The sequence below is a fragment of the Planomonospora sp. ID91781 genome (genome assembly GCF_015711595.1).
Lineage (GTDB): Bacteria > Actinomycetota > Actinomycetes > Streptosporangiales > Streptosporangiaceae > Planomonospora > Planomonospora parontospora.
In genome coordinates this window covers 4,110,983-4,123,451 of sequence record NZ_JABTEY010000001.1, presented here as the reverse complement: position 1 = coordinate 4,123,451, position 12,469 = coordinate 4,110,983, and the positions used below count along the sequence as shown (strand labels likewise).

Genomic DNA, 12,469 nt, shown 5'->3' with positions numbered 1-12,469 from the left:
CGAAGACGCCCCGAAGACTCCCCCGAAAACGCATGGAGGTTCCCGGTGAGCGACACCCTCGCCGAACGTATCGCCGGTCTGCCCGCCTCGCGCCGGGCCCTGTTCGAAGCGCTGGCGGGCGCGGGCGCCGGGCCCGCCAGGCAGGACGACCCGGAGCCCCGGACCGGCGGCGAGCCGGCGGTGATGTCGTTCGCCCAGCGGCGGCTCTGGTTCGTCGACCAGCTGCAGCCGGGCTCACCGGCCTACAACGTGCCGGTGGCCACCCGCATCCGCGGTCCGCTGGACGTCGGGGCGCTGCACGGCGCCCTGCAGGACGTGGTGGACCGGCACGAGGTCCTGCGCACCGTCTACCCCGGGCGGGGCGAGGAGGCGGTGCCCGAGCTCCTGCCGGACCACCGGCTGGCCCTGCCGCTCGTCGACCTGCCGGACGAGGCCGCGATCGGCCCGTTCCACGCCGCCGACGCGGCCGCCCCGTTCGACCTCGCCCGCGAGGCGCCCATCCGCGCGGCTCTGGGACGGCTGGGCCCCGAGGACCACGTCCTGCTGCTGAACGTCCACCACATCGTCACCGACGGCTGGTCCATGCGGCTGCTCTCCACCGAGCTGGAGCGCTGCTACGCGGCCCGCGCGGCGGGCCGCGACCCCGGCCTGGCCCCGCTCCCCCTCCAGTACGCCGACTTCGCCGCCTGGCAGCGCGGGCGGATCGGCGGCGAGCGGCTGGAGAAGCTCAGGGACTACTGGACCGGCGAGCTGGCGGGCGCCGCCCCGGTGGACCTGCCCACCGACCGGCCGCGGCCGCCGCTGTTCGGGCACGAGGGGGGCTCCCGCTACGTCGAACTGCCCGCCCCGCTGGTCGCGGCGCTGCGCGAGCACGGCAGGGCGGAGGGCGCGACGCTCTTCATGACGCTGCTGGCCGGCTTCGCCGCCACCCTGGCCCGCCACACCGGCCAGGACGACGTGGTGGTCGGCACGTCGGTCTCCGGCCGCGACCACCCGGCCGTCGCCGACCTGATCGGCTTCTTCGTCAACACGCTGCCGCTGCGGGTCAGGACGGGCGGCGACCCCACGTTCAACGAGCTGGTCCGCTCCGTCCGGACCACCACCCTGCAGGCCTACGCCCACCAGGAGATGCCGTTCGACCTCATCGTCGACGCGCTGAAGATCCCGCGCGACCCGAGCCGGCCGCCGCTCACGTCCGTGATGTTCCTGCTCGACGAGACACCGGACACCGCGCCGGAGCTGGCGGGCCTGCGGACCGAGCCGGTCGACTTCGAGTCGGGCGTGACCAAGTACGACCTGATGGTCAGCGTGCACGACAGCGGCACCGCCGTCCGGGCGCTGGTGGAGTACCCCACCGCCCTGTTCGACCCGGAGACGGTCGACCGGCTGCTCCAGCGCTTCCTGACCCTCCTGCGGGCCGCGGTCGAGCAGCCGGAGGTGCCGCTGGGGGACCTGCCGCTGCTGTCGGAGGCCGAGCGGCGGGCCGTACTGCACGACTGGAACGCCACCGGGTCGCCGTTCCCGGACCGGACCTGCCTGCACCGGCTGTTCGAGGAGCACGCCGACCGCCGCCCCGGCGCGCCCGCGCTGGTCTGCGGCGGCCTGGACGGCTGGACGGTCACCTACCGCGAGCTGGAGGAACGCGCCAACCGGCTGGCCCACCACCTGATCGGGCTGGGCGTGCGGCCGGGCAGCGCGGTGGCGCTGTGCCTGCGCCGCGGGCCCGCCCTGGTGACGGCGATCCTCGCCGTGCTCAAGGCCGGCGGCGCGTACGTGCCGCTGGACCCGGACTACCCGCCGGACCGGCTCGCCTTCATGGTCGGCGACGCCGCGGCCCCGGTCCTGGTCGCCACCGCGGAGACGGCGGCCCGGATCCCGGCCGGGGAAGGAGCCGCTGGAGCCACCGGAGCCACCGGAGACCCCGGGAGCGCTGAGGGCCCCGGGAGCGCTGAGGGCCCCGGGGGCACTGAGGGCCCCGGGAGCGCCGTGCGGGTGCTGCTGGACGCCGACGCCGCGGAGATCGCCGCCCGCCCCGCCCACCGCCCCGTCACCCGGGTCACCGCCCGCGACCTGGCGTACGTCATCTACACCTCGGGCTCCACCGGGACCCCCAAGGGGATCGCGCTGGAGCACCGCGGGGTCGTCAACAACCTGCTCGACCTCAACCGGTCGTACGGCGTGCGCCCCGGGGACGCGGTCCTGGCGCTGTCGTCCCCCAGCTTCGACATGAGCGTCTACGAGGTCCTCGGCATGCTGGGCGCGGGCGGGACCCTGGTCCTGCCCGATCCGGCCGCCGCGCGCGACCCCGCCCACTGGGCCGACCTGATGGTCCGGCACGGGGTGACGGTGTGGAACTCCGCGCCCGCCCTGCTGGACCTGCTCCTGGACCAGCTGGAGCACGCCGGCGGCCCGGCCCTGCCGGGCCTGCGGGTCGCCTTCCTCGGCGGGGACTGGATCCCGGTCGCCCAGCCGGACCGGATCCGCGCCTTCGCCCCCGGCCTGGCGTTCGCGGCCCTGGGCGGGGCCACCGAGGCGTCGATCCACTCGATCGAGTTCCCCGTGCACCGCGTCGACCCCTCCTGGGCGCGCATCCCCTACGGCAGGCCGATGGCCAACCAGCGGGCCTACATCCTCGACGAGCGGCTGCGCCCGGTGCCGGTCGGCGTCCCGGGCGAACTCCACCTGGGCGGGGCGGGCCTGGCCAGGGGCTACCTCAACCGGCCGGAGCTGACCGCGGAGCGGTTCGTGACCGCCGAGCTGGAGCCGGGGCTCACCGAGCGCCTCTACCGCACGGGCGACGTCGCGCGCCACCGCCCCGACGGCGTCATCGAGCTGCTGGGCCGCACCGACTTCAGGATCAAACTCAACGGGCTGCGCATCGAGCCGGGCGAGGTGGAGGCCGCGCTGCGCGGGCAGCCGGGCGTGCGCGACGCCGTCGTGGTGGCGCGCGGCGGCGGGATCGGCGAGGGCCCGGCGCGGCTCGTCGGCTACCTGGTCCCGGAAGCAGGCGCGGCGGAAGGCACGGAGGAGGGGCGAGGGGAGGGCACGGAGGAGGTCGCGGAGGTGGACCCGGCGGCCGTGCGGGCCGCGCTGGCCCGCGTGCTGCCGCCGCACGCCGTACCGTCCGCCCTGGTGGTGCTCGACCGCCTGCCGCTGAGCCCGAACGGCAAGGTGGACCGCGCCGCGCTGCCCGCGCCCGCCCCCGGGTCCACCGCTTCCGCCGGATCCATCGCGTCCGCCGGGTCCGGCACCGCGCCCACCGCGCCCACCGCGCCCACCGCGCCCACCGCGCACAACGGGTCCGGCGCGACCGCGACGGCGGACGGCGGGCCCCTCGCCGCCGCGGTCGCCGCCGCCTGGGGCGAGGTCCTGGGCGTCGGCGGCGTCGGCCCCGACGACGACTTCTTCGCCCTCGGCGGCGACTCCTTCGCCGCGGTGCGCGCCGTGCGGGCGGTCCGCGAGGACCTGCGGGTGGTGGAGCTGTTCACCCATCCGACGCCGCGCCGGCTGGCCGCCCGCCTGGCCGAGCTCAGCGGGCCCGGCGGGGAGCGGGCCGCGCCCGGCGCTCCGCACCGGCTGCTGTACCGGCTCACCCCCGAGACCGGGCGCGAGCCGGAGCTGACCCTGGTGTGCTTCCCCCACGGCGGCGGCGACGCCATCGCCTACCGGCCGCTCGCCGCCGAGCTCCCGCCGGAGATCGCCCTGGTGGCGGTGTCCCCGCCCGGGCACGACCCGGTGCGCCCCGGCCCGATGGTCCCCGTCGCCGAGCTCGCCGAGCTCGCCGCCACCGAGATCGCCCGCACCGTGCGCGGCCCGTTCGCGGTCTACGGCCACTGCGCCGGCGTCGTCGCGGCGCTGGAGACCACCCGCGTCCTGGAGGGGTACGGCCTGCGCCCCCGCGCGCTGTACCTCGCCGCCGCCCTGCCGGAGGACGACCCCGAGTACTCGCTGGAGATGGAGCGGATCTCCAGCGACGACGACCTCGTCGCGCACCTGCGCTCCATGGACGGCTTCGACGGGGTGCTCGACGAACGCGACCTGACCACGGTGATCCGCATGGTCCGGCACGACATGACGGAGGCCGCCCGCTTCTTCGGCCGCACGTCCGCCGGCTTCACGCCCCGCCTGTCCACCCCGCTCACCTGCATCATCGGCGACGCCGACGAGGCGACCGAGGGGTACGGGGAGGGCCACCTGGCCTGGGGGCTGTACGCCTCCGAGGTGGGGCTGGCCGTCGTCCCCGGCGGCCGCCACTACTTCGCCAAACACCTGCCCCGGCAGCTCGCCGAGCTGCTGACCGAGTTCCACCGGCCGACCCGGTGACCACCGCTGACGGAGGATTGACATGAGCGACCTCGCCGAACGGCTCGGCCGGCTGCCCCAGGGGCAGCGGTCACGGCTCCTGCGGCAGATGCGCGGCCAGATGTCGGCGGGCGGCGGCGGCCGTACCGCGCTGACCCGCCTCGACCACGGCTCCCGCGCCAGGACCTCGTTCCAGCAGGAGCAGATGTGGTTCGTCGACCGGCTGGGCGGCGGCCGCACCCGCAACAACATCGCGCTGTCGGTGCGGCTGCGCGGCCCGCTCGACCCGGCGGCGCTCCGCGAGTCGGTGGACGCGGTGGTCCGCCGCCACCAGGTCCTGCACAGCAGGCTGATCGAGGTGGACGGGCTGCCCTGGCAGGAGCCGGTCCCCGGTTACGTGGTCGGCGTCCGGCAGACCGACCTGTCCGGCGGGGACGACCCCGAGCGGGAGCTGGCCGAGCTCACCGCCGCCGACGCGGCGGCCCCGTTCGACCTGGCCGCCGGACCGCCGATCAGGGCCCGGCTGGTCCGCCTCTCCGACGACGAGCACGTCCTGCTGTGGGTGGTCCACCACGTCGTCTGGGACCCGGGGTCGACCCGGGTGTTCGCCGAGGAGCTGACCTCCGGCTACGAGGCGGCGGTGGCCGGGCGCGAGCACGACCTGCCGGGCCTGCCGGTGGAGTACGCCGACTTCGCGGCCTGGCAGCGGGAGAGGCTCGACGCCGAGCGGTCCGCGGCCCTGGCCGAGTCCTGGCGCCGCATCCTGGCGGGCTCCCGGGCGACGGAGGTCATGTCGGACTTCCCCCGGACGCCGGAGACCCGCGGCGAGGGCAAGGGGCTCTCCCTGTCCCTGGACGCCGAGACGCTCGGCAGGCTGTCGGCCACCGCGGAGGCGGCGGGCACGACGGTGTTCACCACCCTGCTGGCCGCGTTCAACGCGCTGCTGCGCCACTGGACCCGGTCCGAGGACGTCGTGGTCGGCACGGCCAGCGCCTCGCGCCCCCACCCCGACCTGGAGCGGCTCATCGGCTGCTTCGTCAGCATGATCACGTTGCGCACGGAGGTGACCGACGACCTGACCTTCCTGGAGCTGGTCGGCCGCACCTCCTCGACGGTGATGGACGCGTTCGCGCACAGCGAGCTCCCGTTCGAGCAGGTGGTGGAGGCCGTACGGCCGCCGCGCGACCCGCTGCGCCACCCGCTGTTCCAGATCGAGTTCACCTCCCTGGGCCGCTGGGGCGCGCACCGCGCCGAGGCCGGCGGCGTGGAGTTCTGCATCGAGCAGAAGCACGACGGCGCCGCGAAGTTCGACATGAGCTTCCTGGCCGGTGAGTCCGACGGCCTGGAGCTGTCGCTGGAGTACAACACCTCCCTGTACCGGTACGGCACCGCGGCCGGGCTGCTGGAGGCGTTCCAGCGGGTGCTGCGGCAGGTCGCGGAGGATCCGCAGGTCCGGGTGGGCGACCTCAGCCTCGTCGAGGAGCCCGGCGCCTCCCGGCACGCGCGCGAGCTCTCCCGCGGCGGGCCCGTCGACGAGGCGGCCTGGACCGCGACGCTGGACCGGTTGTTCCGTGAGCGGGCCCGGGCCCGGCCCCGGGCGGTCGCGGTCCGCTCCGGGGACGCGGTGGTCGACTACGGGACGCTGGACCGCTGGTCGGACGCCGTCGCGGACGGGCTGCGCGCCCGCGGCGCCCGCCGGGACGAGCCGGTGGCGGTCCTCCTCGGCCGGGGCCCCGCGGCCGTCGCCGGGGTGCTCGGGGTGCTCAAGGCCGGCGCCGCCTACCTGCCGGTCGACCCGGCCGCCCCGGCGGAGCGGGTGGCCACGATCCTCGCCGACGCCTCGGTGCGCCTCGCCCTCGTGCCGGGCGGCTCCGGCGGTCCCGGCGGCGGGGACGGTACGGGCGGCGCGGGCCCGGACTCCGCGGGAGTGCTGCCGGGGCACGTGGCGGCCGTACCGGTCCCGGGGCCGCCCGCGGGCGGAACGCCCTCCGCGTCCCCGGTGTCCCCGGTGTCCCCGGTCTGCGAGCCGGGGGATCTGGCCTACGTGCTCTACACCTCGGGCAGCAGCGGCGTCCCCAAGGGGGTCATGGTCGAGCACCGCTCGGTCGCGCACTTCTCCCGGGCCATCGCGGCGGACTACGAGATCACCGAGTCCGACCGGGTCCTGCACTTCGCCCCCCTGACGTTCGACGTGTCGGTGTTCGAGATCTTCACCACCCTGCTGGCCGGCGCCGAGCTGGTCGTCGCCGGGGACGAGGAGCGGCGCGACCCCGAACTGCTGACGGCGCTCATGCGCCGCACCGGGGTGACGGTGGCGGAGCTGCCGCCCGCGCTGATGCCCCTGCTGGACCAGCGGCGCCTGCCCGACCTGCGCCTGGTGTCGGTCGGCGGCGAGGCCTTCCCCGGCGGGCTGGTGGCCGAGTGGACCGCCGGGGAGCGCCGCTTCGTCAACGGGTACGGGCCGACCGAGGCCACCGTCGCGGTGACGCTCATGAACTGCGTCGGCTCCTACGACCGCAACCCGCCGATCGGCCGCCCGATGGCCGGTCACCAGGCGTTCGTGCTGGACGAGCGGCTGCGGCCGGTGCCGCCCGGCGTCCCCGGCGAGCTGTGCGTGGCCGGGCCGGGCGTCGCGCGCGGCTACCTGGGGCGGCCGGAGCTGACCGCGGAGCGGTTCGTCGACAACCCCTACGCCGACGGGGAGGCGACCGCGCGGCTGTACCGGACGGGCGACCTGGCCCGCTGGCTGCCCGGCGGCAACCTCGACTTCCTGGGCCGCACCGACCGGCAGCTGAAACTGCGCGGGTTCCGGATCGAGCCGGGCGAGGTCGAGGCGGTGCTCACCCGCCAGCCCGGCGTGGAGCAGGCGGTGGTCACCGTGGTCGCCGGAGCCGACGGCGAGCGCGTGCTCGTCGGCTACGCCGTCGGGACCGCGGACGCCGAGGCGGTACGGCGGGGCGCCGCCGCGCTGCTGCCCGGCTACATGGTCCCGGTCGTCGTGACGCTCGACGAGCTGCCGCTCACCCCGCACGGGAAGGTGGACCTCACCGCGCTGCCGGTCCCCGCCGACCAGGCCGGACCGGAGGGGACGGCGCCGCGCGACGCGGTCGAGGAGAAGATCGCGCGCGGCATCGTCGCGCCGCTGCTGGGGCGCGAGCAGGTGGACGTGGAGGGAGACTTCTTCGCCCTGGGCGGCAGCTCGCTGCAGGCCACCACGGTGGTCTCCCGGGTGCGCGGCCACTTCGGCGTCGACATCGCGCTGGCGGACTTCTTCTCCCGGCCGACCGTGGCGGGCCTGGCCGCGCTGGTCCGCGACGCCCAGCGCGACGCCGCCGCCCAGCAGGACCGGCTGCTGTCGGTCTTCGACCGGATCGAGCAGATGAGCGACGAGGAGGCGGCGGAGATGCTCCGCTCGCTGCGCGCGGGCGGGGGCGCGTCGTGACGGCCGCCCCGGCGGAGCGCCAGGGGAGCCCGGACCTCCGGGATCTCCCGGGCCTCCAGGACACGCCGGACGTCCTGGACGCGCTCCCGGCGCACAAGCGGGAGCTCGCCAGGCTCCTGCTCCAGGCGCAGGCGCCCGTGCCGTCCCGCCCCGCGCCCCGCGCCGGGGGCGGGCCGGTGCCGGCCACCCCGGCGCAGGCGCGGCTGTTCCTGCAGGAGGCCGCCGATCCCGGCGCGGGCACGGGTTCGCACGCCGTACGGCTGCGCGGCCCGCTCGACCCCGGGACCCTGGCCGCCGCGCTCACCTCCGTGCTGGGCCGGCACGAGGCGCTGCGCACCCGGCTGGACGGCGGCCACGGCGGCCCCGGCGGGCCGGTGCAGCACGTCACCGCCGAGCCGTACCTGCGGCTGCAGGTGCTGGACCTGGCCGACGCCCCGCCGGGGCGGCGCGCGGCCGAGGTGGCGCGGCAGGTGGCGGGGAGCGCGCGGCGCCACCTGGACCTCGCCTCGGGCGAGAGCACCCGGTTCCGGCTGCTGCGGCTCGGCGAGGACGACCACGTGCTCGTCCTCGCCGCGCACCTGGCGTTCTTCGACGGGTGGTCGTCGGCGGTGTTCCTCAAGGACCTGTCCGACGCCTACCGGGGGCGCGCCTGCGCCCCGCCCGCGCTCCAGTTCCCCGACTTCGCCGCCTGGCAGCGCCGCTGGCTCGAGGGCCCCGGCGGGGCCGCGGAACTCGGCCACTGGCGGGACGCCCTGGCCGGGCTGCCCCCGGCCCGGGCGGCGCGCGGGTTCGCTCGCGGCCACCTGCCCGTCGGGCTGGACCCGGCGGCGACCTCCGCCGGGTTCGCGCTGGGCGCCGCCGAGGGCGCGACGCCGTTCATGACGCTGCTCGCCGCGCTGGCCGTGGTGCTCGCCCGCCGGCAGGAGCGCGAGGAGCCGGGCCGCCGCAGCCGCGACGTGGTCGTCGGGACCCCCGCGGCCGGCCGGGTCCTGTCCGGGATGGAGGACGCCGTGGGGCAGTTCACCACGGTCGTGCCCATCCGGGTGGACTGCTCGGGGCGGCCGTCGTTCCGGTCGCTGCTGGGCCGGGCCCGCCGGGCCGTGACGGACGCGCTGGCCCGCCAGCGGCTGCCGGTGGACGCGCTGTTCGGCGAGGGCCGGGGCCGCGCCGGAGGCGGCGTCGGGGCCGGGGACGGGGCCGCGCCGCCGTACTCGGTGCTGTTCGCGCTGCACAACTACCCCGCGGTCCCGCTCGACCTGCCCGGGATCTCGGTGGAGCAGGTGCCGGGCCCTCCGGCGCGGCACCTGGAGCTCTACAGCCCGGTCCCGGCGACGGCGCTGGCCTGCGTGGGACTCGTCGAGCGGGACGGGCGGGTGTCCGGAACCGCCGAGTACAACCGCTTTGCGGCCACCGCCGCCGAGGTCGGCGACCTCGTGGACGGCGTCGGGCGGGTCCTGTCCGCCGCCGTCCACGAGCCGGGGTCGGCCGTACTCACCTGAGCCGTACTCACCTGAGGGAGGGAAGCCATGCTCACGTCCGAGCTCCTGTGGGAGCACAGCGAGGCGCCCGTGCGGGCGCTGCGCGACGAGATCCGCGAGATCCTCGCCTCCGCGCCGATCGCGGAGGCGAGGCGGCGGCGCGATCCGCGGCCCGTCCACCGGGCGCTCGGCCGGGCGGGACTGCTCGCGCCGCAGTGGCCGGTGGAGTACGGCGGCCGGGGCGTGAGCCACGTGACCGCCGCGGTGCTGGTCGAGGAACTGGCCATGCACGACGTGCCGGACCTGCTGCACACGCTGACCGTGTCGATCGTCGGCACGACGCTGCTCAACTGCGCCGGCCCGGAGATGCGGGCCCGGCACCTGCCGGGCTTCGCGGCGGGCACGTCCTTCGGCTGCGTGCTGTTCAGCGAGCCGCACGCGGGCTCGGACCTGTCGGTGCTGTCCACCCGGGCGGTCCGGCACGGCGACGGCTACCGGCTGCACGGCACCAAGACGCACTCCATCTTCGCCAGGCTCGCCGACCACGCCCTCTGCCTGGCCCGTGACGACGACGACGCGCTGACCCTGTTCCTGGTCCCCCTCGCCGGCGAGGGGGTCCGGATCGAGCCGATCCCGGCCCTGATGGACGACGACTTCCACGAGGTGACGCTGGACGGCGTCGAGGTGGGGCCCGGCGACGTCGTGGGCGAGCCCGGCCAGGGCTGGGCCATCGTCGTCCGGACGCTGGCCTACGAGCGGACCGGTCTGGACTACTACGTCAAGGCGCTGCGCTGGCATCGCGCCGCCACCGCCGCCACCGGGCGGCTGCGGGGCGGGATCGGCCAGCACGACGCGATCGGGCTGGCCCGGCTCAACGCCCGCCTCGTCGCGGCGGGCACGCTGGTCCGGCGGGTGCTGACCCGGCTGGACCGGGGCGAGCTCAACGAGGACGAGGCGGCGGCCGCCAAGTGGTACACCACCGAGCTGGCCGCCGAGATCGCCTGGTGGGCGGCCGAGCGCGGCGCCGACCAGGCGATGATCGCCGGGGAGGACGGCGTCGCCGACCCGCTCGACGTGGCGGCGCGCGAGGCTCCGGGGATGCGGATCTCCGGCGGGACCTCGGAGATGATGCTGGAGACGCTGGCCCGCCTGCGCCTCGACTCGGGTGCGGAGGTGCGGCCGTGACCGCGCCCTCGGACGGGACCGGCCGCGGACGTCCGCGGCCGGGGGAAGATCTGCGCGGGGAGGCGCGATGACCGCGATGGAGCCGATGACCGGCGAGTGGTGGACCGAGTGGGAGGAGGAGGACCCGCTCTTCCGCCAGCTCCGCCTGACCGTGCGGCAGGCGCTGCTGGACGGCGGCGGGAGCCCGCAGCAGGCGTGGGAGGCCCTGACCGACGTCGGCGCCTGGGAGTTCGGGGTGCCGCTGGAGCGCGGCGGCCTGGAACTGGGGCACGCCGTGGTGAGCATGCTGTGCGAGGAGGTCGGCGGCTCGATGCAGCCGCTGCCCCTGCTCGGCACGCTCGTCACCCTGGACCTGCTCGCCGCCGTGCCCGACCGCGCCGGTCTGCTCGACCGGATCAGGGCGGGCGGGCTCCCGGTGCCGATCCCCGGCCGCCTGCCGGGGCTGGAGGGCTGCCTGTCCACCGGCCTGGCCTGGCGGCCGGACCCGGGCGGGGACGGCGGCCTGCTCTCCGGCACGGCGGGCCCCTTCTCGGTGGGGGTCGAGCCGGGCGCGCTGCTGCTGCTCGCCGAGACCTCCGACGGCCCCCAGGTGAGCCTGGTCACCCTGCCCGGCACGGGTGTGGAACTGCGCGAGCTGGCCGACCGGGGCGGCGGCCCGGCCGCGGCGGCGGCCCTCACCGGCGTCCGGGTGCCCGCGGAGGCGGTGCTGCTGCGCGGCCGCGAGGCGGAGCGGGCGCTGGCCCGCGTGGGCCTGCGCGGCGCCGTCTACCAGGCGGCGCTCCTGATGGGGCTCGCCGCGGCCACGCTCACGGCGGTGGTGGAACGCGTCCGCGGCCGCCGGCAGTTCGGCCAGCCGCTGTCCAGGCACCAGGCGCCGCGGCTGCGGGTCGCGGGGCTGCTGGCCCGGCTCGACGCCGTGCGCTGGGCCGTCGCCGACGCCGCCAGGTCCCTGGACCGGGGGGTGCTCGGGTCCGCGGACGCGGCCGGCCTGCTCGCCCTGACCGCCGAGACGGCCCTGGACGTCACGCGCGACGCCGTGCACCTGCACGGCGCGTCCGGGCTGGCCCGCGACTCGGTGGTGGCCTCGTGCTACCGGAGGGTCGCCTGGGAGGCGCTGCGCGGCGGCCGGCCGACGATGCTCTGGGAGACCGCCGCGGGCGGCTGACCTCACGCGGACGGACCGGCCCGTCACGCGTCCGGCGGGCCGGAGTGGCCGAGGCCGAGGGCGGCGGCTGACCTCACGCGGATGAACCGGCCCCGTCACGCGTCCGGCGGGCCGGAGTAGTCGAGGCCGAGGGCGGCGGCCAGGTCGCGCAGGCATTCTTCGAAGACGGGCTCCATGTCGGTGTAGGCGAAGTCCAGCTGGTGCAGGACCTCCATGCACAGCAGGCCGTACAGCCGGATCCAGCACGACAGGAAGACGTGGGCGGCCTCGGGCGGCAGCCGTCCCCCGATGGCGGCGGAGTAGGCGGTCAGCTGCTCGCGCAGGGACGCGGGCAGGCCGGCCGGGTCGGGGACGGGGAACGGCCGCGTCCGCCACAGCTCGACGGTCAGATCCAGCAGGACCTGCTCGAACCGCAGGGCGGCCCGGTGGCGCGCCGAGTCCGGCCGCCGGTCGGGCGGGGTGATCGGGCTGGCGAAGATCCAGCCGAACTCGGCGGGGTGGGCGGTGGCCCAGACGCGCATGGCGCGGCAGACGGCCAGCATGCGGTCGCCGGTCGGCGCGCCGGGGCGGGCGTCGCGGGCCTGTTCCATCGCGGCGGCCAGTTCGCGGAAGAAGCCGGCGGTCACCGCGCCGACCAGCTCGTCGTGCCCGGCGTAGTAGTGGTAGAGGGCCGGGCCGCTCATGCCGACCCGCCGGGCGACCGCGTTGACGGTCACCGCGGCCGATCCCTGCTCGACCAGCAGCCTGCGCGCGGCCGCGTGGATCTCCTCCAGGGTGGCCTGGCGCAGCCTCTCCCGTCTGCCGGTGCTCGCGGACATCGTCACTCCTCTTGTCGATCCCTCGGCCGCCGTTGACATCTTAGGGCATCTATGTTTCCTTAATGGCTCTAAATAATCT

General features: G+C 76.6%; 6 protein-coding genes. 5 read left to right on the top strand and 1 reads right to left on the bottom strand.

The annotated features are described in order from the left end of the window. The first annotated feature begins 45 nt into the window (after positions 1-45). The 5 genes from HS048_RS18680 (at position 46) to HS048_RS18660 (ending at position 11,572) form a co-directional block, all read left to right on the top strand. A complete protein-coding gene (locus tag HS048_RS18680) occupies positions 46-4,323 on the top strand; it encodes a non-ribosomal peptide synthetase (protein WP_196467656.1) in 4,278 nt (1,425 codons plus the stop codon). A 22-nt stretch (positions 4,324-4,345) separates the two neighbouring features. Continuing rightward, positions 4,346-7,744 carry a non-ribosomal peptide synthetase gene (locus tag HS048_RS18675; protein ID WP_196467655.1) on the top strand — a complete coding sequence of 1,133 codons (3,399 nt, stop codon included), beginning with the start codon at positions 4,346-4,348 and terminating at the stop codon, positions 7,742-7,744. Next, complete coding sequence (locus HS048_RS18670) at positions 7,741-9,243, top strand: condensation domain-containing protein (RefSeq protein WP_196467654.1); 1,503 nt, start codon at positions 7,741-7,743, stop codon at positions 9,241-9,243. Before HS048_RS18675 ends, HS048_RS18670 begins: the two co-directional genes overlap by 4 nt. Before the next feature lie 27 nt (positions 9,244-9,270). After that, on the top strand, positions 9,271-10,407 hold the full coding sequence (locus HS048_RS18665; RefSeq protein ID WP_084008975.1) for an acyl-CoA dehydrogenase family protein: 1,137 nt from the start codon (positions 9,271-9,273) through the stop codon (positions 10,405-10,407). Positions 10,408-10,474: 67 nt separating this feature from the next. Beyond that, positions 10,475-11,572, top strand: coding sequence for an acyl-CoA dehydrogenase family protein (locus tag HS048_RS18660; RefSeq protein WP_196467653.1), 1,098 nt, complete (start codon positions 10,475-10,477; stop codon positions 11,570-11,572). Positions 11,573-11,667: 95 nt separating this feature from the next. On the opposite strand, the gene HS048_RS18655 is transcribed toward HS048_RS18660, so the two are convergent. Beyond that, complete coding sequence (locus HS048_RS18655) at positions 11,668-12,390, bottom strand: TetR/AcrR family transcriptional regulator (protein WP_196467652.1); 723 nt, start codon at positions 12,388-12,390, stop codon at positions 11,668-11,670. Positions 12,391-12,469: the final 79 nt, after the last annotated feature.